Source organism: Chitinophaga sp. CB10 (genome assembly GCA_001870995.2).
Lineage (GTDB): Bacteria > Bacteroidota > Bacteroidia > Chitinophagales > Chitinophagaceae > Chitinophaga.
In genome coordinates this window covers 25,564-51,615 of record MLAV02000010.1, presented here as the reverse complement: position 1 = coordinate 51,615, position 26,052 = coordinate 25,564, and the positions used below count along the sequence as shown (strand labels likewise).

Annotated in this window: 21 protein-coding genes; 8 read left to right on the top strand and 13 right to left on the bottom strand. The window is 51.3% G+C overall.

Annotated elements, in window-relative coordinates; genetic code table 11:
• Window positions 1-13: 13 nt before the first annotated feature.
• Window positions 14-3,133 (bottom strand): efflux RND transporter permease subunit, encoded by a 3,120-nt coding sequence (locus BOC67_RS15405; RefSeq protein WP_291911483.1) that lies wholly within the window; start codon window positions 3,131-3,133, stop codon window positions 14-16.
• A gap of 15 nt (window positions 3,134-3,148) precedes the next feature.
• Window positions 3,149-4,231: an efflux RND transporter periplasmic adaptor subunit gene (locus BOC67_RS15400; RefSeq protein ID WP_291911482.1), complete on the bottom strand. Its 1,083-nt coding sequence runs from the start codon at window positions 4,229-4,231 to the stop codon at window positions 3,149-3,151.
• A 445-nt stretch (window positions 4,232-4,676) separates the two neighbouring features.
• On the opposite strand from BOC67_RS15400, the gene BOC67_RS15395 reads away from it, so the two are divergent.
• From BOC67_RS15395 to rnc, 3 genes are all read left to right on the top strand, one after another.
• Complete coding sequence (locus tag BOC67_RS15395; RefSeq protein ID WP_012788038.1) at window positions 4,677-4,913, top strand: acyl carrier protein; 237 nt, start codon at window positions 4,677-4,679, stop codon at window positions 4,911-4,913.
• Window positions 4,914-4,936: 23 nt separating this feature from the next.
• Window positions 4,937-6,190, top strand: a complete 1,254-nt coding sequence (gene fabF, locus BOC67_RS15390) for a beta-ketoacyl-ACP synthase II (protein ID WP_291911478.1) — start codon at window positions 4,937-4,939, stop codon at window positions 6,188-6,190.
• A 66-nt stretch (window positions 6,191-6,256) separates the two neighbouring features.
• Window positions 6,257-6,931 carry a ribonuclease III gene (gene rnc, locus BOC67_RS15385; RefSeq protein WP_291911477.1) on the top strand — a complete coding sequence of 225 codons (675 nt, stop codon included), beginning with the start codon at window positions 6,257-6,259 and terminating at the stop codon, window positions 6,929-6,931.
• A gap of 44 nt (window positions 6,932-6,975) precedes the next feature.
• Here rnc and BOC67_RS15380 read toward each other — a convergent pair whose 3' ends face one another.
• The 4 genes from BOC67_RS15380 to BOC67_RS15365 form a co-directional block, all read right to left on the bottom strand.
• Entirely contained in the window at window positions 6,976-7,578 is a 603-nt protein-coding gene (locus BOC67_RS15380; RefSeq protein ID WP_291911476.1) for a GyrI-like domain-containing protein, read from the bottom strand.
• A gap of 73 nt (window positions 7,579-7,651) precedes the next feature.
• Window positions 7,652-8,638, bottom strand: coding sequence for a YafY family protein (locus BOC67_RS15375; RefSeq protein WP_291911475.1), 987 nt, complete (start codon window positions 8,636-8,638; stop codon window positions 7,652-7,654).
• A gap of 287 nt (window positions 8,639-8,925) precedes the next feature.
• On the bottom strand, window positions 8,926-9,960 hold the full coding sequence (gene cydB, locus BOC67_RS15370; protein ID WP_291911474.1) for a cytochrome d ubiquinol oxidase subunit II: 1,035 nt from the start codon (window positions 9,958-9,960) through the stop codon (window positions 8,926-8,928).
• 10 nt (window positions 9,961-9,970) lie between these two features.
• Window positions 9,971-11,356, bottom strand: coding sequence for a cytochrome ubiquinol oxidase subunit I (locus BOC67_RS15365; protein WP_291911473.1), 1,386 nt, complete (start codon window positions 11,354-11,356; stop codon window positions 9,971-9,973).
• A 558-nt stretch (window positions 11,357-11,914) separates the two neighbouring features.
• Between BOC67_RS15365 and BOC67_RS15360 the strand changes: the two genes are divergently transcribed.
• Window positions 11,915-12,256 (top strand): helix-turn-helix domain-containing protein, encoded by a 342-nt coding sequence (locus BOC67_RS15360; protein WP_291911472.1) that lies wholly within the window; start codon window positions 11,915-11,917, stop codon window positions 12,254-12,256.
• 76 nt (window positions 12,257-12,332) lie between these two features.
• Here BOC67_RS15360 and BOC67_RS15355 read toward each other — a convergent pair whose 3' ends face one another.
• Genes BOC67_RS15355 through BOC67_RS15330 form a run of 6 tightly spaced genes read right to left on the bottom strand, consistent with a single transcriptional unit; the run spans window position 12,333 to window position 20,415 of the window.
• Entirely contained in the window at window positions 12,333-15,719 is a 3,387-nt protein-coding gene (locus BOC67_RS15355; RefSeq protein ID WP_291911471.1) for an ATP-binding protein, read from the bottom strand.
• On the bottom strand, window positions 15,700-16,290 hold the full coding sequence (locus BOC67_RS15350; protein ID WP_291911469.1) for a DUF4194 domain-containing protein: 591 nt from the start codon (window positions 16,288-16,290) through the stop codon (window positions 15,700-15,702). Before BOC67_RS15350 ends, BOC67_RS15355 begins: the two co-directional genes overlap by 20 nt.
• Window positions 16,291-16,295: 5 nt before the next feature.
• Complete coding sequence (locus BOC67_RS15345; protein ID WP_291911467.1) at window positions 16,296-17,759, bottom strand: DUF3375 domain-containing protein; 1,464 nt, start codon at window positions 17,757-17,759, stop codon at window positions 16,296-16,298.
• 30 nt (window positions 17,760-17,789) lie between these two features.
• On the bottom strand, window positions 17,790-18,698 hold the full coding sequence (locus BOC67_RS15340) for a bestrophin family protein (RefSeq protein WP_291911466.1): 909 nt from the start codon (window positions 18,696-18,698) through the stop codon (window positions 17,790-17,792).
• 8 nt (window positions 18,699-18,706) lie between these two features.
• On the bottom strand, window positions 18,707-19,408 hold the full coding sequence (locus BOC67_RS15335) for a LytTR family DNA-binding domain-containing protein (protein ID WP_291911465.1): 702 nt from the start codon (window positions 19,406-19,408) through the stop codon (window positions 18,707-18,709).
• Entirely contained in the window at window positions 19,405-20,415 is a 1,011-nt protein-coding gene (locus BOC67_RS15330; RefSeq protein ID WP_291911464.1) for a sensor histidine kinase, read from the bottom strand. The genes BOC67_RS15335 and BOC67_RS15330 overlap by 4 nt, the downstream gene beginning before the upstream one ends.
• 325 nt (window positions 20,416-20,740) lie before the next feature.
• On the opposite strand from BOC67_RS15330, the gene BOC67_RS15325 reads away from it, so the two are divergent.
• Window positions 20,741-21,349 (top strand): redoxin domain-containing protein, encoded by a 609-nt coding sequence (locus BOC67_RS15325; RefSeq protein ID WP_291911462.1) that lies wholly within the window; start codon window positions 20,741-20,743, stop codon window positions 21,347-21,349.
• Here BOC67_RS15325 and BOC67_RS15320 read toward each other — a convergent pair.
• The gene (locus BOC67_RS15320) at window positions 21,346-22,632 is read right to left on the bottom strand and encodes a serine hydrolase (RefSeq protein ID WP_291911461.1); all 1,287 of its coding nucleotides are present in this window, start codon (window positions 22,630-22,632) and stop codon (window positions 21,346-21,348) included. The two genes, BOC67_RS15325 and BOC67_RS15320, sit on opposite strands and share 4 nt — an antisense overlap.
• A 448-nt stretch (window positions 22,633-23,080) precedes the next feature.
• Here BOC67_RS15320 and BOC67_RS15315 point away from each other — a divergent pair, with 448 nt between their 5' ends.
• The 3 genes from BOC67_RS15315 (at window position 23,081) to BOC67_RS15305 (ending at window position 26,035) form a co-directional block, all read left to right on the top strand.
• A complete protein-coding gene (locus tag BOC67_RS15315; protein ID WP_291911460.1) occupies window positions 23,081-23,749 on the top strand; it encodes a LuxR C-terminal-related transcriptional regulator in 669 nt (222 codons plus the stop codon).
• 167 nt (window positions 23,750-23,916) lie between these two features.
• Window positions 23,917-24,306, top strand: a complete 390-nt coding sequence (tssD, locus tag BOC67_RS15310; RefSeq protein WP_291911459.1) for a type VI secretion system tube protein TssD — start codon at window positions 23,917-23,919, stop codon at window positions 24,304-24,306.
• A gap of 7 nt (window positions 24,307-24,313) precedes the next feature.
• Window positions 24,314-26,035 carry a phage baseplate assembly protein V gene (locus BOC67_RS15305; RefSeq protein WP_291911458.1) on the top strand — a complete coding sequence of 574 codons (1,722 nt, stop codon included), beginning with the start codon at window positions 24,314-24,316 and terminating at the stop codon, window positions 26,033-26,035.
• Window positions 26,036-26,052: the final 17 nt, after the last annotated feature.

The following is a 26,052-nucleotide window of genomic DNA, read 5'->3' as shown; positions in this document are numbered from 1 at the left end:
TACTGAGAAAAATTTATGCATGCGCGGCCATCGCGGCTTCGTCTTCTTCCACTGTCGTTTCCTGCTGGCTGCCGGGGCGACGGCGGCTCAGGAAGGTGTACATTGCGGGGATCACGTAGAGGGTCAGTACCAGCGAAAACACGATACCACCTACGATCACTATACCGAGCGGGATACGGCTGGTAGCCGCCGCGCCGAGCGATAATGCGATGGGCAGCGCGCCCAGCGCCATTGCCAGGCTCGTCATCAGGATCGGGCGCAAACGCAGCGAAGATGCCAGCACCACCGCATCGGATTTGCCAAGCCCTTCGTCCCGCTTCTGGTTCGCGAACTCCACGATGAGGATACCGTTCTTCGTTACCAGGCCAATGAGCATGATTACCCCGATCTGCGAGAAGATATTCCAGGTTTGACCGAATATCCAGAGCGACAGCAAGGCGCCGGCAAAGGCCAGCGGTACGGTGATCATGATGATCAGCGGGTCCACCCAGCTTTCGAACTGCGCGGCCAGTACCAGGTAAATCAGCACCAGCGCCAGCGTGAGTGCAAACATGGTGTTGGAGCCGCTTTCCGCATAGTCGCGGGAAGCGCCGGAGAGTGCGGTGCTGTAGTTATCGTTCAGCACATTTTCCTTTTTCAGTTTCTCATAGATGCGGTTCATTTCCTTGATACCGTCGCCTATGGTTCTGCCGGGAGCAAGGCCCGCGGAAATGGTGGCTGATTTGAAACGGTTGAAGTGGTAGATGATCGGCGGACTGGTTTCCTCTTCAATGCTCACCACGTTGTCCAGCTGGATGGCTTCGCCGCGGCTGTTGCGCACGTAGAGGTTCTGCAGGTCCATAGGGTCATCCCTGTCACTGCGGAACACCTGGCCCATCACCTGGTATTGCTTACCGTTGCGGATAAAGTAACCATAGCGGAGGTTACTGAGCGCGAGTTGCAGCGTCTGGGAAATATCCTGCACGGATACGCCCAGTTGGGTAGCCTTGTTACGATCGATATGGATGCGGAGTTCCGGTTTATTGAATTTCAGGTCCACGTCCGTACCCTGGAATACCGGGCTGTTGCCCACTTCTTCCATGAACACCGGCAGTACGGCGGCCAGGGAGTCGAAGTTGATATGCTCGAGTACAAACGCGATCGGCAAACCGCTGCGGCGGCCCACCTGTATGGTTTGCTGCTCGATGGCAAACACTTTACCGGTGGGGAAGCGGCTCATATTCCGGTTCACCATGTTTACGATTTCCTTCTGGGACCGATGTCGTTCAGTCGGCTCCGTTAGCATCACGTTTACGAAAGCGCTGTTGACCGCCCCCGCGCCGCTGAAGCCCGGAGAGGTAACGCTGAGTACGATCTTGCGCTCCGGTACGGAGTCGGCCATGAACTGCGTGAGTTTATCCACATAATCATCCATGTAGTCGAAGGAGGTACCTTCCGGCGCTGTCACTGACAGGCGGAAGGAGCTGCGGTCTTCCAGCGGCGCCAGTTCCGACTGCAATGTTTTAAACAGTCCGTATATCATGCCCAAACATACCAGTACGATGAGTACGGCCGTCCAACGGAAACGCATAAACGCATCCAGGGAATTTTTATAGCCATCTTCCATCCAGCGGAAGAAAGGTTCTGTTTTGGTATAGAACCAGGAGTGGGTATGGGTATCCCGGCCCAGTTTCACGTTTAATACAGGGGTAAGGGTGAGAGATACAAATGCGGAGATTAATACCGCTCCGGCCACTACTATACCGAATTCCCGGAACAGCTGGCCGACGAAGCCCTGCAAAAAGATGATAGGCAGAAATACGAATGCCAGCGTAATCGACGTGGCTATTACCGCGAAAAAGATTTCTTCGGACCCTTCCCGGGCAGCGCGCATGCGGGGCATGCCGGCCTCGATCTTCTTATAGATATTTTCCGTTACCACGATACCATCGTCCACCACGAGGCCGGTAGCCAGTACGATGGCCAGCAGGGTGAGGATGTTGATGGTAAAGCCGCAGGCGTACATAATAAAGAAAGCGCCGATGAGGGATACGGGGATATCGATCAGCGGGCGGAAGGCCATGAGCCAGTCGCGGAAGAAGAGGTACACAATAATAATTACGAGTACCAGCGCTACGATCAGGGTTTCCTCCACCTCTTCGATGGATTTTTTGATGAAGCGGGTGTTATCCATGGCGATATTCAGGGAAATATCTTCCGGCACTTCGTGTTTGAGTTGTTCATACCTTTTATAGAACTCGTCCGCAATGGCCACGTAGTTGGAGCCTGGCTGCGGGATGAGCGCCAGCGCGATCATGGGTACGCCGGATTCTTTCAGTACGGTTTCTTCGTTTTCCGGGCCGAGTACGGCCTGGCCTATGTCGCGTATGCGGATTTCGGAACCGTTGACGTTGCGGATGATCAGGTTATTGAAATCTTCTTCACTCACGAGGCGGCCAAAGGTGCGCACGGTGAAGTCGGTAGCGTTACCGGCGATTTTCCCGGATGGCAGCTCTACGTTTTCCCGTTGGAGGGCTGCCTGCACGTCCGATGGAGTGAGGCTGTACGAAGAGAGTTTGGCCGGGTCCATCCAGATGCGCATGGCGTAGCGTTTTTCGCCCCATATCTGTATCTGGCTGACGCCGGGGATGGTTTGCAGTTTTTCCAGGAGTACGTTGGTACCGTATTCCGTTACTTCCAGCTGGTTGCGGGTGTTGCTCTGCACCGTCATGGAGATGATGGCGTCGGAGTTAGCATCCTGTTTGGATACCACCGGCGGCGCATCCAGGTCTGGCGGGAGGCTGCGCTGCGCCTGGGATACCTTGTCGCGCACGTCGTTGGTGGCGGCTTCCAGGTCCTGGCCGAGTTCAAACTCCACGGTAATATTGCTGCTACCCTGGCTGCTGCTGGAAGATATGTTTTTGATCCCCGCGATACCATTGATTTGTTTTTCCAGTGGCTCGGTGATCTGCGTTTCGATAATATCGGAGTTGGCGCCTGCATAAGAGGTGCGCACGTTCACTATTGGCGGGTCGATGGCAGGAAAGTCCCGCACGCCCAGGAAGGTAAAGCCCACAAGACCGAATATCACGATAATGATATTCATCACAATTGCCAGCACGGGCCGTTTAAGCGATAAGGACGGCAGACTCATATATAAATAATCAGGTTATTGGATCTTATTGTATTTCAGTGGCATGCCTGGCTTCAGTTGCAGGATGCCGGTAGTGATGACCGTGTCGCCCGGTTTGAGGCCGCTGACGATCTGCACGCTGTTCTGGTCGCGGATACCGGTTTCCACCACTACGAATTTGGCTTTGCCGCTATCGGCAACGATTACACGTTTATCGCGGGTGCCTGGTATTACGGCCTGGGATGGGATCATGATGGCATCCGGCAGGTCTTTCAGGTTGATGCGCACCTGCGCAAACGAGCCCGGGAAGAGGGTAGCGCCGCTGTTGGGCACGATGGCGCGGAGCTTTACGGTGCGGGTAGCCAGGTCGATTTTCGGGTCGATGGCGTAGATGCTGCCGTTATGTTCCTGCTGGTCGCCGGCAACGGTGAATTTCACTTTATCGCCGTTTTTGATCAGGTTCCGGTATTTTTCAGGTACGGTGAAGTCTATTTTCAGCGGATCGATCTGCTGCAGAGTGGTGATTACCACTGCAGAGGATACGATGGCGCCTTCGCTGACGTTACGTAAGCCGAGGCGGCCGCTGAAAGGGGCGCGCAGTTCGGTTTTCTGCAACTGTGTTTGCGTATAGTCGATATCGGCTGCGTAGGCGCTCACCTGGTTACGGGTAACGTCTACATCCTGGCGGCTGATACCATTGATTTTGAGGAGGTTTTCCTGGCGTTCCAGGGTGGTTTTGGCCAGCTGTTGCTGTAATCTGAGTTTCTGAAGTTGCGCTTTCAGGTCTTCGTCATAGATCTTTACGAGGAGGTCGCCTTTTTTCACATTGGTGCCTTCTTTAAAATAAAGGTGTGTGATCCGGCCATTGATTTCCGGTTTGATCTCTACTTCTTCGTTACTCTGGAGCGTTCCGCTTGCGTCAATAAACTGGTCGATAGGGGCGGTTTTTACCACCCATGCATCGATCATCACCTGGGATTTGCCCGGGCCGCCTTTAGGCGCGGCGGCGGCTGGCTCGGCTGCTTTGCTGCCTTTTACCTTCTGGTAAACCAGAAAGGCGGCGATGCCAGCAATCCCTACAATTGCAATGGTGCGGAACGTACGTTTGGTGTTGGCCATTAAATGATTAGCGTTTAGAATTTCGATTATACCATAGAGGGATCTGAAGAGCCACGGTGTGTTCACTTCACAGGTCTCCGGAGTTATCCGCGCAAGCATGGGCTAACGACGATAGATTCCTCACAAGCCTGACAAATTTAATAAATGGATGAGGCACTAGCACCCCCGCAACTGTTAATTAGCGTTAAGGGTTTAGATAAGTGGCCAAAAATACGTTTGAGTGGAAATAATGGCCTTCTTATTTTATAAGTGGTAAGAATAAGGGGTGGAAATGGGGTGTTTGCGGTATTAAATCTTAAAATCAGGAAATCCGTAAAGTATTCACTGTATTGGTTTTGCAGCGATTAAAGGGGCCAAAAGGCGCACAAAATTTCCCCTTCCTGTTGGCAATTCAATAAAAATTATATTTTTGCAGTCAAGTTTTAAACCAAAAACACTTAAAATTATGTCAGACATTGCATCAAGAGTTAAAAAGATCATCATTGACAAATTGGGCGTTGACGAAGCCGAGGTAACTCCTGAAGCCAGCTTCACCAACGACTTAGGCGCTGACTCTTTGGATACGGTAGAACTGATTATGGAATTCGAAAAAGAATTCAACATCTCCATTCCTGACGAACAAGCTGAAACTATTACTACTGTTGGCCAGGCAGTTGCTTACCTGGAAGAACACGTAAAATAATCCTACTAATCAGAATTGTTTTAATGCAACCAAGACGAGTTGTCGTTACAGGTTTAGGCGCTCTTACACCGCTCGGCAATACTGTGGCCGATTATTGGCACGGTTTGGCGAACGGTGTATCCGGCGCGGATTTCATCAAGCAATTTGACGCTTCCAAGTTCAAAACCCGTTTTGCTTGCGAACTGAAGAATTTCGATCCTACTAACTACCTGGACAAAAAGGAGGCCCGTAAGATGGACCCCTTTACCCAAACGGCGGTGATATCCGCAGATCAGGCAATCCTTGATGCCAAGATTGATACCTCCAGGATCAACGCGGACAGAGTCGGCGTGATCTGGGGTACCGGTGTGGGTGGTATGATCAATTACAGTAACGAGCTGAAAGAATTCTATACCGGCGACGGGACTCCCCGTTTCAGCCCTTTCCTTATTACCAGGCTTATTACTGACATCGCAGCGGGTTCCATCTCTATCCGCCACGGTTTCAGGGGGCCGAACTTCTCCGTAGCTTCTGCCTGCGCATCCGCCACCAATGCTATCATTGAGGCGATGTACAATATCCGTTATGGTAAAGCGGATATGGTGATCACCGGCGGCTCGGAAAACGTCATCAATGAGCCTTGTGTTGGCGGTTTTAACGCCATGAAGGCCCTATCCGAAAGAAATGATGATCCTAAAACAGCCTCCCGTCCCTTCGACCTCGATCGCGATGGTTTCGTAATGGGCGAAGGCGCCGGTGCATTGGTACTGGAATCCCTGGATCACGCGTTGGAAAGAGGAGCCCATATCTATGCAGAACTGGCCGGTGGCGCCGCTACTGCCGATGCATACCATATCACCGCTCCACATCCGGAAGGTTTAGGCGCCCGCAATGTAATGACCCAGGCCCTCCTGGACGCAGGCATGCAGGCCAGCGACATCGACTACATCAACGTACACGGTACTTCCACCCCGCTGGGAGACGTTGCTGAGATCAAGGCCGTACAACATGTATTTGGCGAACATGCATATAACATGAATATCTCGTCCACCAAATCCATGACAGGCCACCTCCTCGGCGCAGCCGGTGCAGTGGAGTCCATCGCTGTTATCCTGTCCATCATTCATGGCATCGTACCTCCGACTATCAACCACTTTACCGACGATCCCCAGCTGGATCCAAGATTAAACTTTACCTTTAACACCGCACAACACAGAGAAGTAAGGGCCGGACTCTCCAATACCTTCGGGTTTGGCGGGCACAACGCCTCCGTTATTTTCAAAAAATTTGTTCCTTGATCTGACCTTGATTGTGTGAAATTACTGCCAGGATTCTTATATCGACTAATATCCAGAAAAAGGCACTTGTACAAAGAGCTGCATAACTTACTTGGATTTGCGCCAGGTAATTTTGCGCTGTACGAGGTAGCCCTGAGCCACCGTTCCAGCAAAGAGAAGTTTCTCGAAAGCAATGAACGGCTGGAATACCTCGGTGACGCCATCCTGGGAGCAATCGTGGGCGACTACCTCTTTAAAAAGTATCCTTACAAAACGGAAGGCTACCTGACGGAGATGCGCTCCAAGATCGTAAACCGCCAGCAACTCAATGATATCGCTATCAAAATGGGGCTGCGCAAACTCACCATTTACGATAAATACAACAGTTTTCTCAAGATTTCGCAGATTTTCGGCAATACCCTGGAAGCGCTCGTAGGCGCGGTGTACCTGGACAAAGGGTATAACAAAACCCAGCAATTCGTGCACCGCCGGATCATTATGCCCTACATAGACCTGGAGCAGCTCGAATCCGTGGAAATGAACCACAAGAACAAGCTCTATGGCTGGGCCAACAAAAACGGCAAAGCCCTCGAGTTTGAACTGCTGGAAGAACAAATGGACAACGGCCGCCGCATCTTCACCGTAGGCGCCGTGGTCGACGGCCAGCTCATTTGCAGCGGCAAAGCCTTCAATAAAAAAGACGCCAGCCAGATAGCCGCCGCACAGGCTATCCAGATCCTCGGCCTCTCGGACGACAACTAAGCCCCTTTCCTCCACTAATTCTACCGTTGCCCTTCACTGACCCGTTACCGGACGGAATGACGCAGTATGGTCTTTAGTTTGGCCGGCGCCGTTTTCCGGAAGTCGGACAGGTAAATTTCATGATGCCGGCCATGGAACTTCAAATGCCGGGAACGCATAAACGCGTCCAGCTGTTCCAAACTGGCAGGTTCCTCGCTGAAAGGGCCATTGTGCATGATCTGCACGGCCATGCCGCCTTCGATGGTCTTGAGGTCTACTGCCCGCAGCCGGGGATTGTTCTTTTTCTTTTCCGCGGTGGTTACCGCCTGGATGAATTGCTGATGGGTCACGTAATCCGGTAAACGCAGTACCAGCTCATAATTCCATAAATGCCGGGGTACCTGCAGCGGGTCGGTAGCCGAGTCGTCCACCCACCAGTAGCCTTCCAGCTTGCTGACTACAAAGTCCTGCCCGGCGGCCTTGTTTAAAAATTTGATCGCATAGGCTATCGTGTACAGTGCGGTGATGTCCCGGGCAAAGTTGGGGCCGTCCGGATCGCCCTTCCCGGTGATGGCCAGGAAGAGGGCGTCTTCAATGTTCACCAATTCTACCGCCTTGCCGGCCGTATAGTAGCTTTTGTACGCTTTGGTAAGGTCCAGTTTTTCCATTTTTCAGTCGTTTTAGTGAAGCAATGGGTTATTTGACAATACAAAGCAACGAAGCCGGTGTGACAGCCTTATGTCAGGAGGATTTTTGCCGGTATTTTTCGATGTAATGCCCGTGTAATTCCATAGCAAGCTCATACATGGAATCCTTGAGGTGCCGGGGGGAAAGGATCTCCACGTATTTCCCGAAGGTGATCAGCCAGCGCCGGAAATACTCGTGGGAGGTTTGCATAAAGGTCATTTCCGTCTTATCGCCCAGGTTCTTCTCGGACACGAGGCCGAAATAATACTTCTGTTCGGAGATATAACGGAGCATTTCATTGTCCATCAATATTTTATACTCTTCCAGGGCTTCCCTGTGATCCCGGTGCTGCTGTTCCAGGTATTCTTTCAGGGTAATGTGCCTGGATTTATCGTAGCGCTCGCTCAGCAGATGGAGCTTGCGGATACGGTCCGCCCGGAAATCCCGGTAGCTTTTGCGGAGGCGGCACCAGGCGATGAGGTGCCAGCTGTTGCTGCTGTGGAAGATGCCCACCGGCTCTACTTCCCTGCGGGTGGCTACTTCATCCTTTATGGAGAAGTATTCCATGCTCAGGGCCTGCTGGTTGCCCAGCGCGGCCTGGATATCGCTGAGGAAGCGGTTGGGGAAGCTTCCATCCTGGAGGTGCAGGGGCGTAAACCGCAGTACGGCAATGTTTTCGTCCAGGTTTTCCAGGTAGTCCTTATCCCCTCCGCGGAGTACGGAACGGATTTTTTGCATGGCAAAGCCAAACTGCTTTTCATTGGAGTGGTCGCTGTACTTCTCCATCAGTTTCTCGGCAGTAAGCAGTGCGGCGGCCTCCTCCCTGGAAAACATCACGGGAGGCAGGTGGTACCCGTCTACAATGTAGTAGCCGGTGCCGGCCTCTGCCCCGATCGGTACGCCTGCCTCCTGCAAGGCTTTGACATCTCTGTAAACAGTTCTCAAACTGATATTGAAGCGGTCAGAAATCTCTGCTGCCTTCACTATCCGTTTACTCTGAAGCTGGATTAAAATGGCTGTAAGCCGGTCAATACGGTTCATGGGATTAGAAAATTACCACTAAGGTCGGGCTCCCCGGAATTATTTTTAAATTTTTTTTCTATCCGATTAAACTTTCTGAAAAGTAAAGGGTCTTATATTGGAAAGAAATCTTTCGGGAAACGTAAGAATTTGAGAATGAAAGTCATAGTGGATTCCTGAGAGATCATTAAATCGATGCTACAGTACAGAATATAGGTTAAATGGTAAGCCCCTGCAATTTCTTGCGGGGGCCTGTTTTTTTAGGAATATCCTTGTTAGTAATTGTTTGTTTAAAGATGCATTCGCCTCTAATAACTCATCTCGTTCAGCTTCACCTTTCCCCTGAAAGTCCAGAATACAAATACGGTATAGGAAATCACCAGCGGGGTGCCAATGGCGGCAATCAGCAACATTATTTTCAAAGACTTATTGGAAGAGGCCGCTGCATAAATACTGATACTGTTGGCCGGATCCGTGGATGAAATGATAATATTCGGGTACAGGCCAATGGCAAAGAGGATCAGCAGGCACGACATGATGATGCATGAAAACAGGAATGCCGTAAAGTACTTGCGGCTATCGATGTTCCTTTTAATGTTTAGAAGCGTCAGCACGGCGATCAGCGGCAGGATAAACAGCTCCGGGTGATGCTTGAATGCCTGCGTCATATGGGGCACATATATCAGTGTAGCCATTGACGTTAGGATGAAGCAAAGGATAAAAAATTTACTGCAGTTGTTAACCAGTACTGTTAGCTTGGCATACAACCGGTTTTCGGTCTTCATCACCAGGTAAATAGCCCCGTGCAGCATGAAGAGGGACAGCGTGGTGAACGCAATCAGGATGGCGTAAGGATTAAAGAAGGTCAGCAGGTTGCCTGTAAATTCATGCGCCTTGTTGACCGGCAGGCCGTGGATGAGGTTCCCCAGCACCAGCCCCAGGAGGAAGGTGATGAATATGCTGGATACGCAATAGCTGATATCCCACATTTTACGCCACCAGGCCCAGGGCTCCTTACTCCTGAACTCAATGGAAATGGCCCTGAATATAAGGCTGACGAGGAACAGCATGAAAGGGATATAGAAGGTGGAGAATAAGACGCCGTACACGAGCGGGAAGCCGGCAAATAAGGCTCCTCCGGCAATGACGAGCCAAACTTCATTACCATCCCAAACGGGTCCGATGGCATTCAGGACCAGCCGCCTGGACTCCTCCTTGTTAAAGAATAGATGCAAGGCGCCGGCGCCGAGGTCAAACCCATCCAGCACACCATAACCGGTGATCAGGCCGCCGATCACCAAAAACCACCAGGTAGGAAGATCTAATCCGAGAATTGTTTCCATGCGCTATGAATTAAGACGGTATGTTAGCAATATTCCGTTTGGAAAAATGTTCGCTGTCGGTTGCTTCATCTTCCGTCACATCCGGCCCATGGCTGATCTTACGGTTCAGTAAAAACAGGAAGAGGGCAAACAGCAACACATATACGAAAGTGAAGAGGATGAGTGAAAATAATACCTGGTCCGCCGTAACTTTTTTGGACAAGGCATCCGAGGTGCGGAGCAGGCCATACACCACCCATGGCTGCCGCCCCACTTCCGCAGCATACCAGCCCAGCTGGTTGGCAACCTGGGGTAACAGTACCGCCAGTACGAATATCCACATCAGCCAGCGGTGGTTAAACAGCTGTTTTTTCCAGAGGAGGAATACTGCCAGGAGGGTGAGGCCTATGAGGGTAATGCCGATGGCTACCATGAAATGATAGGTTTGGAATACGAAGTTTACCGCGCCCGGCCTGTCCGCCGGCGGAGTGGCATGCAGCCCCTGTACAGGCGCGCTGAAGCTGCCGTGGGTCAGGAACGATAAGCCGCCCGGGATTTTGATACCGGTAGTTTTTTCATTTTTATTATCTACCCAGCCGATAAGGTACATATCGGCCACGGCTAAACTATCATAATGCCCTTCCATGGCGGCCAGTTTGGCCGGCTGGTATTTGCTCACATATTCAGCGGACCGGTGGCCGGTAAACAGTTGCATCAGGGCCGCCACCACAGCTACGCTCAGGCCTACTTTAAACATGGCCTGGGCGTGTTTGATATACCTGCCTTTTAATATATACCAGGCCCCTACGCTCATCACGAGGAACGACCCCGCCAGGAACGAACCGATGATCACATGCGAAAAGCGATCCACGGAAGAGGGGTTGAATACCATTTCCCAGAAGTCCGTCACGACGGCGCGTGCGCCCAGGTCGTGCCCTTCGATCCTGAACCCTGCCGGCGTTTGCTGCCAGGAGTTGGCAATCACAATCCAAAGGGCCGAAAAGATGGAGCCCAAAGCCACCATGATGGTGGAAAAGAAGTGAACGCCTTTGCTCACGCGGTTCCAGCCAAAGAGCAGTACGCCCAGGAAGCCGGATTCCAGGGCGAAGGCAAATATCCCTTCCGCCGCCAGCGCGCTCCCGAATATATCTCCCACGTAATGGGAGTAGGTAGCCCAGTTGGTGCCAAACTCGAATTCCATCACAATACCGGTGGCCACGCCTATCCCGAAAATGAGGGCGAATATCTTTATCCAGAACCGCGTAATGTCGCGGTAGACCGGCAGGCCTGTTTTCAGGTAAATCCCTTCCATTATGACCAAACACAGGCCCAGCCCAATGCTCAGCGGGGGGTAGATGTAGTGGAAAGCCACTGTAAAGGCGAACTGAATGCGGGAAAGTATCTCAACTGACGGCATAATTTCTACAGATATAGTACAAAGTTATTGACATCGATCATCCACGAAACTGATGTTTATCAGGTTCCCAAAATTTAACCTTATAAACTCCTTTTTTCACTATTTGTTTATCAGTCATTTAAAAAAATAGAAAATTTTTTCCCCTGCAGTGCCCGCAGGTATTGGGTTTCAGCGGAGTTGTTAAAATAGTATTATGCCGTTAACATCTGGTAAAGGAATGGAAATGCAACGGCTGGTAATTTTAATGCATCAGTTACTAGTTGGCAAATGACAATACAATATCTTATAAATGGTATTACGCGCGGGCCCCGATCTCTATCAGGGCCCTTCTAATTGGCAGTTATTTTCCTTTGAATACACCTACACCGGTTATGGAGTGCTCCCATAGCCACTTCGTAACCATCAAATCTTATAGGTTGTTTTGGTGATAACCTGTAACGGGAGTCCTGATTTGTATCAGGACTCTTTTTTATTTAACGTGCGGATATCGCTGACTTAATATACTTTTGTTGCGTATATGCCAAATGGGTAGTATTACTGATAATCAATAAGATAATTATGCCAAAGCTCAAAAATAGTTCGCATCCCGAAACGTTGTGCGCCGTAGACTATGCCTTTCAGCGCATCGGGGGCAAACACAAAGGCCGCGTGCTGTATCAACTTTCCCGGAATACGCTGCGGTATGGGGAACTGGGGCGCCGCATCACCGGCATCACGCCTAAAATGCTGACGCAGGTACTGCGGGAGCTGGAGGAAGATGGGCTGGTGGAAAGAAAAGTGTACCTGGAAGTGCCGCCCCGGGTGGAATATTCCTTAACGGATACCGGGAGGGAGCTGGTGCCGGTCATCACCATGCTGGCGGACTGGGGAAAGAGTAAGATGGCGCAGCAAAAACGGTAACGCCTATCCCAAACCGGCGGCAGCCGGTCCTGGACAGGCGTTCCGGAATCATATCGTTTATACCCCTGGCGGCTGGCTATGCCATCGCCATGTTTTCAATCTCCTTTTTGCGCTCGCGGTATTCTTCCATAGTGAAGTTGTACACTACGGAATCGCGCTTGTTTTTATTGGCTACAAAGTGGCAGGCATGGATGTAAGGCTCCGCGATATTCAGCTTATCCAATGGCGTTACCACCAGCAACTGTAAGTTCAGCTGCCCGCAGTACTCCATCAGGTAGTGGCTCTTTTCAGGGTCCAGCTTACTGAAGGCCTCATCCACGGTGATAAACCGCAAGCTGCGGTGTTGCCTGTTGGCCTCATTGATACCGAACTGGTAGGCAATAGCCGCGCCTAATATGGTGTAGGTAAACTGCGCCTTCTCCCCTCCGGACAGGCTGCTGGTATCTTCGTAATATTTAAACGCCTTGTTGTCCGAGATGTAGAATTCTTTTGCGCCGAAGTCGAGCCAGTTCCGCACATCGGTTACTTTCCTGCGCCAGGCTTCGTTTTGCTGCAGCTCCGTGATCAATGTTTTGATATTCTGGAAGAGCTGCTCCCCGTAAGCCTCGTCTTTTTCCGTTTGGTATTTTACCGTATCGGGAACGGCTAAACTGAGTTTTTCCTTGAAGTTGCGGATCTCTACGTCGCGCACATGGCGGCATTCCAGCTGGAGGTAGGTATCCGGGTTTTTATTGAAGGTGATATTGCGCAGCGGTTCATTCAGGTCTTCCATCACCTCGCGGATCGCATCTTCCTGGCCGTATATCCATGCCCGGTAGTTGGTGATAGCGTTGAGCATACTGGTATCCATGTATTTGCGGAAACGCTCTTTATGCTCAATGAGGCGCTGGTATTTGATCTGTTCGTAGAGGGCGGTAAACTCGTCGAGGTATTCCACATGCGGGCGGAGGTCCGTCACATCCCCGATCCAGTCAGGGAAGGTGTCGTGTATGGACTTGGGCGGGTTCACGAATGCGGCCAGCAGGCGGGTGATTTCCGTTTGCTTTTCCGCACTGTTGCGCAGCGCCTCTTTCAGAGATACGTTCAGGCTTTCCTCCGCGCGTTTACGGTAGCTGTACAGCTGGGATGCGTTGGTAGCCGGCGTGGTGATGGCCAGTTCCGCGAGGAAGTCCAGCGCGCGTTGCAGCGCTATTTCGTCCGTATTGGTCACTTTCAGCTGGGAGTAATAGTGCTGTTTTTCGGACAGTTTATTATCCAGGTGGCCTTTTTGCTGCAGGGTATCCGCCTTGTTTTCTTCCAGCTCGCGGATGCCGGCAGTGGCCTCGTCCAGCTGTTCGCAGATGACTTTGTACTTATCGCTGGCTTGCAGCAGCATATCTTTTTCCCGCACATGTTGTTCAATAACGGCGGCATGTTGCTGCCAACTGATATCGTCAAAGTTGCGCTGGGTAAGGAATGCGCTCAGCACCGTTTGCATGGCGCTGAGGGATTTGCGGGTAGCTTCCAGCTCGTTCAGGCCGGCCTGCAGTTCATCGATGGCGGAGCTGCATTCTTCCAGGTCCTCCTTCAGCAGGCGCAGTTTATTTTTGTTGTTCCAGCCCAGGACGAAGTTATTTTGCTGGGAGCGGCCGGGGCGGTCGTCCTTTTCATGTTTGGACGCCACGCGGGTTAAGCCTTTGGACGTAACGGCCTTACGGGCGCGCCCAAAGAGGTTCATATCATCGGTGCAGATGTAATCAAACTGGTCCAGCAGCTGGTTTTGCAGCCATTCCCTGAACTCCGTGCCCGGCTTGATCTCTATCTTCTGCAATAAGCTATCTTCTTCCTTGGGCATGCGCAGCATGGTATAAGATTCGTCCCCGATCTTATGGTACACCAGCCTTGTTTGCAGGTTATTTTCGTTGATATACCGGTTGATACGGCTGATATAGCCTTCCGGTACCAGCAGGCGCAGGGCGAAGTTGTGCAGCACTTTTTCGATGGCGTATTCCCAGTGGGATTCATCATCTTTCACGCGCAGCAGTTCCCCGGCGAACGGCAGGTCTTCCTCGGGCACATCCAGCATATCCGCCAGTTGCTGGCGGATGCGGATCAGCTCATACGGGATATTGTTTTTCCTGTTCAGGAGGGATTCGATTTCTTCGTTGATGGCGGCCGCGTGATTTTTTTCGGCGGTGAGGTTGCTCTTGTGGAGGAATATGTCTTCCTGCAGGGCGTCCAGTTGCTTTTCGATGCCTTTGAGCTTCTTCTCTGCGCCCCTGATGTTGTCATGGAACTGCTGTTCATCCGGAGAGGTAATCAGTTCCAACCGCTCTGCGAGCTTATTGTAATCCTCCATTTTGCTGCGCTTGGCTTCCAGCGCTTTCTGCTCGTAGTGGATGGTTTTTTCGATGGAGCGCAGCTGCTCATCCACACTGTTGTTGGCCTTTTGGGCGATCAGCTCCTCCTTGCGGAGGTGAAGCTGTTCCAGCCTGGAGTTGATGGACATGAGGGTGCTGGCGGTGACGCTTAGCTCCTGTTCCAGTTGTTGAATTTCCTGTTGTACAATTTCCCGTTCCTGGCGGTTGAAATAAACGGGCAGGGTGTCTTGCAGGGAAAGCAGCTCCCGGCCTTTGTTTTGCAGGCTTTCCCATTCCGCCCGCTGCTGGACGATCGGTTCCAGCATTTGCAGCTGCATTTCGTCTTTCTGGATGGCGCGGTGGCTGCTCAGCAGGCTGTCATAGTTTTCCCGCAGCTTCAGGAATTCCGCCTCGCTGTCTGTTTCTTCCAGCATATGCTGGCGGATGAAGGTATTCAGGTCTCCCAGGACCTTGATACCCACCGTTTGGTTAAAGAGCGCCAGCGCTTTTTCGCTGCGCAGCCCGAAGATGTTACTGAACAGGGTGGAATACTCCTTAAAGCTGTCGGTCACTTCGGTTTTCGGGAATTCCATTTTCAGGCGTTTTTTCCAGTCGCCTTTGGCGTCAAATTTCCCGTTGCCGAAGTGGTCGTTGATATTGAGTTTATGGGGAGATACGATGTATTGTCTTTTCAGCTCGCCTGCGTACCAGCGTACCTGCGCCAGGGTGATGGTGTGCATGGTAGCGGCATTGTAAAAGTAGGCAAGCAGTACGGAATAAGGATTCTGCTCCTTATGGCGGAGTTGTTCTGTTTTGGACTGGAGGGACTCTTCGGAGAATGTTTTCCCGTAGTAGCCCCAGAAGTACGACTCTTCCCCGCGGTCGCGGCGTTGTTCCGTACCGGACGACTGGTTATAAAAACGCTTTCCGGAGGGCACCAGCAATGTTAGCAGGGCATCGATCAGCGTGGTTTTACCGCTACCGTTGGCGCCTGTGAGCAGGGAGGTTTGCCCGTTGGTGTTAACCCGGTAAATTTTATTATGAAAGGTCCCCCAGTTGTACACTTCAAAATATTGCAGGCGGAAACCGCTTTCCTTGGAATCACTATTGAACAGGGTTGACATGCAGATTTAATTTTGTTTTGATTTCTTCCAGTTTCTCGTTGTTCACAATGGCTTTGATAACGCGTTTTACTTCGTATTGCTGCATTTCCTTGTTGGTAACGTCTTCCCGGCTGATGCGGAGAATGCCTACCCCTAACAGGCTGTTAATTGGTTTATTCAGGTCTTTCAGCAGTTTGGAGCGGTTATGGCGTTCCTTAAAGAAGAGGGCGAGCCGTTCCTTGATTTCTTTTTGCGTCATAAACAGTTTGGTGCCAGTGCCTTTGAGGTCAAATTCTTCCAGGGCTTCCCGCAGTACGATGCAAAGCAGGGTGGCCTCGTAGGTGAGTTTGGACTTGCGCATGAGGCGTGGCAGCGGGCGGTCCGCATTTTCGTCATTGTCCGGTTGTACGATACGGGCAAAGCCGTCCGCTTCATTGATCACGAGCTGCAGGCCTACATGTTGCAGGTATTTATGCAGTTCTGTTTGCCAGCCCAGGAGGTCCTTCCAGTAGGCGCGTTCTTCTTCGTAAATGACGCCTTGCATCAGTTTCAGGAAAACATGTGCAAAGGGTGCTATATTTCGTTCAGACATAAAGGTTAGTTTTTTGAATTGGTAAACAGTACCATCGGCAGGTTGATGATACGGTTACCCAGTTTCACGGGATCAGCGGTGTCCAGGATGATATGGCTGGACGACTGGCTGGCGATGGCGAAGTAGGTGATCAGCTCGGTGAGCCCCTTCTCCGTGCCGTAGATCTCCACCAGTTCTTTCAGGCTGATCTGCTTTTTGTTTTGCAGCTGTACGGCTATGCGTTCTTCCAGCTGGGCGCGGTCGATATGAAAATGATTGAACAGCGCCTGCATATCTTCCAGGGAATAATCTTCCCCTCCCAGGCCTTCAGGCAGCTGGAAGGCAGGGCTGGCGGCCTTTTCGTCCGAGAGTTCCCAACGGTCCGGCAGGTCCAGTTCAGGATCGGTTGCTATTTCAATAAAATCCTCTTCCGACGGGTGGTTGCCCAGTGTTTGGAAGGCCAGCAGGCGGATATCGTTGATCAGCTCCATGGTTTTGCGCCTTTCCGTCATATTGCGCTCGTTGAGGACGCGGCTGAGTTTATCGCTCAGTTTTTTATTGGCGTCGATCACCTTTTTGCCGGAGGCATGGAGGGATTGTTTGAGCTTGCGGAGGAAGCGATCGTTTTTGTATTCGATGTCGCGGTCTTCCAGGAGGGCATAGAGCTTATCGATCAGCTCCCGCATTTCCGACTGTTTGTTTTCGTCCATGAGGAACTGCCAGAAGGAGTAAAAGCTCTTCCCCTGGTCTTTCTGGCGCAGCGCTTCGAAGGCGTCCAGCGTATAGGCGAGCAGGGTACCTTTGGCCACATCCCTTTCACTTTGTTTGCGGTAGATGTCCTGGGTGATTTGTTCAAAGTTGGCTTCCACTTCCTTAAAATCCCCCAGCAGCTCGCGGGCCATGCGGTTTACGTCGTACACCCTTTCCTTGATCTGGGTATCGTCAAAGACCTGCACTTTACCGGTGATGGTGATGGCTTGTATTTCCTGTTCTATTTCAAATTTCTTTCTTTCCAGTTCCTGGATACGCTGTTCCGGATCTTTGTTGCTCTGGTCCACCAGTTCTTTCAGTTTGGCAAAAATATCCTTAAAGCGGCTTTCGGTGCCTATGAATTCGCGTTTCTGCAGGGTGGTGATCCAGTGGAGCACCTTTTCCGTATCGCTGCTCAGCTCGTGGATGTCAATACCTTCATCGTCCGGGTATTTGCGGAGAAACCCCTGGTTGCTCCACTGGTCAATGTATTTTTTTGCTTTGGTATCATCGTCGTCCAGCAGGGAGGCCGCATCGATCTCATCGTCGGTGGCGCGGTAGCCGGTATGCGTAAGATAATCTGACAAGCGGGTTACCAGTTCGGCATTGGTAATGATTGTCTGGTTTTTTTCTTTGAATACGGTGTGAAAAAATGACAACATCATTGGCGCACTGCGGGCCCGTAGTATTTTCAGCGTTACAGACTGGGCAAACAGCAAACATAATTGTTCATACGTCATTCGGTAAAAATAAGGAAAAAAGGTATTCCGTTACATGATATAAAGTCCATTTGCACGGGCTTCTACAGGCGCGGGGATATCCGTTTCACCCAGGGCTTCCAGGAGGTTGATCTCTATGGTCCTGGAAATGCTGTCCAGCGGCATGGCCAGCGGGTTGTAGGCGAAGGGGTTCATGAGGTTGATCCCGTTCAGGTGGGTGGTGTGGAAAACAAACCCGAACGCCCATCCGAAAAGGATGGACCAGGCCCCGATGGATTCGGTCATCATCAGGGTATTCATGATGACGTAAAACCAGATGAACATTTTAGTGAAATAGACGTAGCTGGTGGGGAAAACGGTGTTTTTGATCCGCTCGCATTTGCCCATGCTGTCGGTATTCCTGACCAGGAGGTCGTTGATTTCGATGAACTGAAAGCCGTCGATAGTGCCGGTTTGCCTGAGGCGCTGCAGGTCCTGGGCCTGCAGGTTGAGGATGGCGTTGGGTTTATTGGTTTGGCGGCTTACTATCTCAATTTCTTCGGCGGACAGGTAGCGGTGGTAGTAGTCATCGGGGCGGTTGCGGAGGGCGGATTTCAGGGCGTAGAGGAAGGCCAGGTGGCGGTAGATCATGTTGCGGGCGGTGGTTTGGCGCTGGATGTCATTGTCCGTCTGGTAAAAATAGAGCAGGCAACGGGCCCAGGAGCGGGAATCGTTTACGAGCGCTCCCCAGATGATCCTGGCCTCCCACCAGCGGTCGTACGCCTGGTTGTTATTGAACCCGATGAAAAAGGCGATGGCGGTACCCAGTACGGTGGAGATGGCGCCGGGGATATTTATATGATCGCTGAGCCAGTAGACATCCAGGTAGTAAACGCCTGTGCAACAGAGTAAGAGCAGCAGGTCGACCTTCCAGGTGAAGGAAAAGACCTGCATTAACGAGAGCCTGGACTTAATCAGCATAAACGGATCTATTTTTTTAATAACCTGTTACGGAGTATCTTTTCCATGGCGGCCTCCTTCATCCCGCGGGAAAAGGGCGCTGTGGCCTTTCCCATCTCGACTATATTCCCGTCGATCCCGGTAATTTTGGCTGTGTTGACGACATAGGATTTGTGTATTTGCACAAATTCATGGCTGTTTATGCTTTCAACTACCGATTTCAGGGTCGCGTGAATCATATGCCGGGCATTGTCGGTATAAATATTCACGTAGTTTTCCATGGCTTCGAGGTATAAGATATCCTCCCAGAAAATTTTAACGAGTTTGTCGTTCGACTTTATAAATATATACGCTGAATCGGGTGGGATTGTTTGCCGGAAACTTTCCAATGCCCGGTTGGCAGCTTTGAGGAAGCGCTCGAAAGAGACGGGTTTTAGGAGGTAATCCAGCACCTGCAGCTCAAATCCCTTGATGGCATACTGTTCGTAGGCGGTGATAAAAATTACTTTGGGCGGCCGGGGGATGCTGCTGAGCAGTTCCAGCCCGGTCATATAGGGCATTTCGATATCGAGCAGCAGGAGGTCTACCGGTTGTTGCAGCAGGAGGTTGTTCAGGGAAACGGCATCTTCGCAAACGCCTACCAGCTCGAGGAAATCCACTTTTTCCACATAGCTGGCGATGCCTTTACGGGCTACCGGTTCGTCGTCAGTGATTACGCAGCGGATCTTCATATGCTTAGTTTTAAGGTGGCCGTATAGTTGTTGCCGTTATGGGCGGTGGTGAGTTCATGTTGCCCCGGGTAGAGCAGCTGGAGGCGGCGGCGGAGGTTTTCCAGCCCTATGCCCCCGGTTTTTACCTGCTGGATGGCCGGTACGGCGTTGCTGACGTGAAAGTACAGGTGTTGTTCCTGCAGGGTGGCGGCGATATTGATCCAATAGTCGCCCCCGGTATATTTAAAGGCGTTTTCCACCAGGGGGAGTAACAGCAGCGGATACACGGTTTGTTGCTGTAATGCCGGGTCGAAGCTGACTTTCAGTTGCAGGTGGCTGTTCATTCTTTGTTGTTGGAGGTCGATATAGGACTGGAGGTATTGCAGCTCTTTGCGTACGGGCACCATTTGCTGCTGGTCGTACAGCTGGTAACGCAATAGTTCGGACAGCTGTTCCACGGTGTGTTTGGCTGCCTGTACATTTTCGTCCATCTGGAAATAGATCATATTGAGTGCGTTGAAGAGGAAGTGCGGGTGGAACTGGGCTTTGAGGAACTGCAGTTCTGTTTGCAGGGTATCGTTACTGATTTTTTCCAGGAGGAGCTGTTGTTCATAATTTTTGCGCAGGGAGGCGGATGCCCGGAGGATGGCGTAGGCCAGGAGGCCGTACAGCAGCGGGATGAGGGTGATATTCACGACGTCGTACCACTGGCAGCCATCGTCCGTCAGGGCGGCCATGGGGATGATGGTGGTATAGGACAGGGTGGTGATGACGAGGGCTACCTGTCCGTACTCCTTCCAGACCGGCAGGGGGATTGCCCGTTGCTGCTGCCGTTTTACGATCCGGCGGATGATATATAAGGTGATATAGGCGGCGGCCAGGGAAACTGCTATTTCTATGAGGTTGGTATGCAGGGGCCGGAGCCAGAACCTGGTTTCGCTGATCACGTCGTTGACCAGCCTCATGCTGGCGTACACCAGGAGGCCGTAAACGGCGGGGAGCCAGTGGATTGTCCGGATATTTTTCATTTTTATCAAGATAATAAATTTATGATTGCGGCGGTTTCCCGTGAAGGGGAAGTTATTGCCATGGGTAAAAATGATGGATGACGGCCGTAAACATACCCTGTTGCCCTGGCATTTTCCGGGTGAAATTGACGATTGGACGATGCGGTTTGACGAAATGCAAATATTTTTTCTCCCCCCATCCCCCTAGATACTCAATATGTTATAAAATATTTAGCCTATTAGTCTATAGGATTAGTAGGAAATTAAAATTTTCCCCGTATATTTGTTTCACGATAGGCATCAAACGCTTACCGGATCATTTACCAACCTATAAAAATTTCAGGAAATGTCCACACTTTACCGTTACGCCGATTACCTGCAACAGCCTGTTCCAGAGAACTTTCCAAAGACGGGATATCATAGGGAGAAGATAGCGCCACTGGGTGCGGGGCAGCAGTTTCCTGAATTTTACCTGGAGGCGGACCAGGTGATCAAAGACGCCGGTTTGTTAACACAGGGGGCGAGTATTCACACATTAACGGCGCAGCCGCTGGTAGTTGTATTCTATTCCATCCACTGGAACGGGTATGCAGATGAACTGCTGGACCAGGTTATAGCGTTGCATCCTGCCATCGAGGCGGCCGGGGCGAAGCTGTTACTGATTTCCAGCGAGGGCCGCAAACAATTTGAAGCGGTGAACAAGCAGGAAATTCCTTTTGACGTGGTGTACGACCGGGATTTCGCCATCGCCAGGAAAGCGGGTATTTACAAGCAATCCGACCCGATCTGGGGTTTTGTGGCGGGCGTGAATGAGGATGTGCCGGTACCGGCTGTTTATATTATTACGCCGGCATTGGAAATCCGCTATGCGTTTGCGGATAAATACCTGGAGCATCAACTGCAACCAGCGGAGTTGCTGGCTGCAATTGAGAACCGTGCGGCCATCAGCGCTTAATCATTGATAGCCTGGTAGACCAGGTTTTTGAAAGTTTCGTTCATACTGCCATGTGTGGTTGGCCACACGTTGGTATATATAAGTGCCACGATCTTCTCTTTGGGGTCCGCCCAATAGGTGGTGGCAAACATTCCTCCCCACTGGAAAGCGCCGGCTGGCATCAGCGAGATGGCGCTTCCTGCCTCACTGGTTATTTTAAATCCAAGTCCGAAATTATTGTATTTGTCAGACCCCAGCGCCAGGTCGCCGGTTTGGTTCATGGTCATGATCCGCACGCTGTTGCGGCTCAGGATGCGTACGCCGTTATAGGAACCGCCGTTGAGCATCATTTGCAGGAATATGGCGTAGTCGTACGTGGTGGAGGACAATCCGCCGCCGCCGGAGTAGTAAGTGCCTTTGAATTTCGGGTAGTCCGCATACAGTTCCGTGCCGTGTAACATAATGCTGTTGGGGGTTCTGTAGAGCTGATGGGCCTTTTTGTCTTCAGAATAAAGGGGGACGAGCCGCGCCTGTTTATCTGCCGGCAGGTAAAACCAGGTATCCTTCATGCCCAGCGGCCGGAAGATACGTTCATGCATAAACTGGTCGAGGCTTTGACCGGAGAGTACTTCCACGAGGTATCCCAGCACGTCCACGCCCATGCCGTAGGTCCATTTTTCGCCGGGATTGTGGAGCAGGGGTAGTTTCCCGAGGATTTTCATTTTATCGGCCAGGAGGAGGTCCTTCACGCCGATACCTGCGATGACGCCTGCTTTGGCGTACATGGCCGTTTCCATGCTGCCGCCGATTTGGGCGTAGCCGATGCCGCTGGTGTGGGTAAAGAGGTCGCGTATGGTGATTTCGCGTGTAGCCGGCGCCGTAGTGAAGGTGGTATCCTGCGGGTTGAAGGATTTGATGACCTGCGGGTTAGCGAACTCAGGGATGTATTTGGACACGGGATCGTCCAGCTGGAACTTCCCTTCTTCGTAGAGGATCATGGCGGCCACGCTGGTGATGGCTTTGGTTTGGGAGGCGATGCGGAAGATGTTATCGGTTTTTTCCGGGATCTTTTTTTCCAGGTCGCTATACCCGAATGCTTTATTATAAACGATTTTGCCATTACGTATAACCATAGCCGTAGCCCCGTTGACATAGCCTTTGCGGATGTAGCTGTTCACGAGGGAGTCGATACGGGCGAGGCGTGCGGCAGACATATTCGCCGCTTCCGGCTGTGCGGTGGTCAGCTGCTGTGCATGGGAGCAGAGGGCCGGCAGCAGCAGGAGTGTAAATAAAACTTGTTTCATAGTGGATTTTTCTCTGCTGGAAGATAGAAAATGCCGGGGAGAATATTTTCTAAAATCGGCAGGCAAAATGCGACATAACATGGAAAGAATAGGCTTTCAGGACATTGAAAAATACCTACATGTAGGTATTTTATCTGATCCGGGGTTCGTCTACTTTTGCAGAAGCAATCAGACAATTCAAACTTATTATAAGAGTCATTTTCCTTAATAGTTAAATATGACCGGAAGGTCAGTTACCCCCAAATTTGGGTCTCCTTCTACAGGAAGAGACCCAAAACTGTTTTTATAAATTTCCATTACCTTTGCAGTCAGATAATAAAATCAACCACCGCGAAAAGCCTTCATGCCATCTGTCCAGGAATGTGAGCATAGTTAAAGATGGGCTTCACTATTGTTTTTTTCCCGTTTTTTCTTATTTGTAAATGAACGTTTAGAACACGTGTCCAACATGTCAGGAGTAACGCTGGAAGAGAAATTAAAAGCATTACAAACTATAGAAGATGAACTGCCTGCGGTACTGATTGTGCATAGCTTTCCGGATGGAGGAGTGGTGCATATGTCCGCCAGGGGTTGCAGGGAGCTGGGTTATACCCTGGAAGAAATCCGGGCGATGGGCCAGGAGTACTATACCCGTTGTTTCAATCCGCATGACGTGGAAGACTATCTGCCCAGGATCATGGAGCTGGTGAATGCCCCGGTGACGGCGGCGAAGGAGGTTTCATTTTTTCAGCAGGTGCGTTTGGCGGAAAAGGATGACTGGGAGTGGCATCTGAGCACCACGAAAGTATTGTGCCGGGATGCGGAGGGGAAGCCTACGCATTTGATTACCTGTGCGATTCCTATTGATCCGTTGCATCATGTTACCAGTAAATTGGACCGGCTGCTGAAGGAGAACCAGTTCCTGCGGCAGCACCAGCATATCTTTTCGGAGCTTACCAAAAGGGAACGGGAGATACTGCGGTTGACGGCGCTGGGGTATAGCGCCGGGGAGATGGCCAGGGAGCTGCATATTTCGGAGAAGACGGTGGTTACGCACCGGAGGAATATTAAGTCGAAGATCAATGCGGAGTCGATGTATGACCTGACGAAGTTTGCGCAGGCGTTTGATCTAATTTGATTCGGGGGAAATTTTTTTGAAAAGCCTGGTTTTTGTGTGTGGGAATGGAGTAATTTTAGTTGGTGATCCTGATTGCATTCTTTTATGCTGGGTTTGTGATGGCATTGCGTACGCTTGCAGATGATTTTCCAGGATTGCGGCTATCATGTTTGTTAAACCTGTTGACCATGTCTTTTAAAGCCTGCTGTAAAATTGACGGTTATGAACTGAATGTTCTGGAATGCCGTTTTTCTTTTTCACAATCTACGGATGCCTGCGGTAAGCCTGTTTCCCGACCTAAAGGGGGAACGATCGAGTTGTTGGTGGAGTCCACTGCGGATACCAATTTGTTCGATTGGATGATAACCGACACGGCTACACGTAACGGGAGTATTATTTTTTTCAGGAGAGATGCCATTTCGCGGTTGAAGGAGCTGCAGTTTTCGGACACTTACTGCACGGGATATACTGAATACTTCAGTGCTGCGGGAGAGCATCCGATGCAGATCAGGTTGCAGCTGTCGGCGCGGCGGATGTCGCTCAACAGCAGTGTGTACGAACATTTCTGGACCAAATAATGTAGCCATGCCGGAAACTACCAGGGTTACCATTTCCATAAATGGTAAAAAGTACAGGCATTGGTATGCCCTCCGATTGGAGCAATCTATTTACGCCCCGCATGCCTTTGAGGTGCAGTTAGGGGATAATTTTTTACATACGGCCGGCAGCAGCCTGCAGCAGGTGGTGCAGCAGTTTTTAGGGAAGGATTTGCAGATCCAGCTGGGCAACACCACTTTCAACGGCTATATCACTGCCGTGGAAACCGGCTGTGGGGAAGGTCGGGAACTGGGGTATTGCCTTTTGAAGGGAAAGAGCCCTGACGCCAGGATGGATATAGCGCCGCAGCTCCGTTCATTTGAGGACAAGACGCTGGCGCAGATAGCGGAGAGCATGCCGACGCGCTTATCCAATATGCTCATTCAGCCGGAGAGGGCATCCACGCTCCCCTATCATGTGCAGTATGAAGAAACGGATTATGCCTTTTTACGCCGGCTGGCCGCTACGTATGGGGAATGGTTCTTCTACAATGGCTCGCGGCTGGTGTTTGGGAAATATTCGCCGGCGAAGCTCACGTTGTATTACGGCCGGGAATTGCGGAGTTACAGTATCGAGGCAGGCGTGCCTGTGGCAGCGCCTGCGTACAGCTGGTATGAGGCGGAGCAGGGAGTGGCGCAGTTGGCCCCGGCCAAGGCGGAGCGTTGTAGTGATCCTATCGTGGAACATTGCCTGAACCAGCTGCCGGCGATGAAGGGCAGCCGGTATGCACACCGGGAAGGCGCGTTGCAAAGCGCTGCGGCCGGAGTATTGCAGCGGCAATCGGCGTTGCGGTGGCAGGCGCAGAGTACGGAGCCGGGCATCCGGCCGGGGGATATGGTGATCGTGCGGGAGGAGCAGCCGGTAAAGCGGGGGCATGGGGCGTTCCTGGTGAGCCGGATTGTGCATACCTGCGATGCAGCCGGTAACTATAGGAATGAATTAACGGGGATACCGGATCTCAGCCCGGTGAAGTTTTATGATCCGCCGCGGATACCGTATTGTAGTCCGCAGAGCGCTATGGTAGTGGATAATAACGATCCGGATAACCTGGGAAGAATACGTGTGCGCTTCAATTGGCAGCAGGGCGCGAGCCCGTGGATAAGGATGCTGCATCCACATGCCGGTAGCCGGAAAGGTTTCTATTTTCTGCCGGAAAAAGGGGAAGAAGTGTGGGTAGGATTTGTAGAGGATCATCCGGAGTACCCTTATGTAGCAGGCGCCTGCTATCATGGAAAGGCGAAGCCTGACTGGGGGACGGCGGGGAATGACCTAAAGGTGGTGGCTACACGCTCGGGGCATACTATTAGTTTGGAGGATACGGCGGGCAAGGAGATGATAACGATTAGGGATAAGGCGGGCAATGTGATACAGCTGGATACTGCGGGGAAATGTTTGTTGGTGGAAGCTCCGGAGCAGGTTACCATAAAGGCCAATAACATTCAACTGTATGCTAAGGAGAGCATTGCATTGCATGCCGGCAGGGATGTGTCCATAGCCGCCGGCGGTAATGTACACCAGCATGCTACCGAAAGCGCGTTGCTATCCGCTAAAAATATTGAATTGATTGCGGATAAGGAGTTGTCGTTATTGGCTGCTACCCTGAAAGGGAAAGCGGACGAAGTGCAGGTGCATAGCCTGAAAGGCGACCTTGAGCTGCATGCCGCGCAAATACTGGATATTAAAAGCGAAGAGAAAATCAGGATGTTTTGAAGATTTGTTAACCTTTT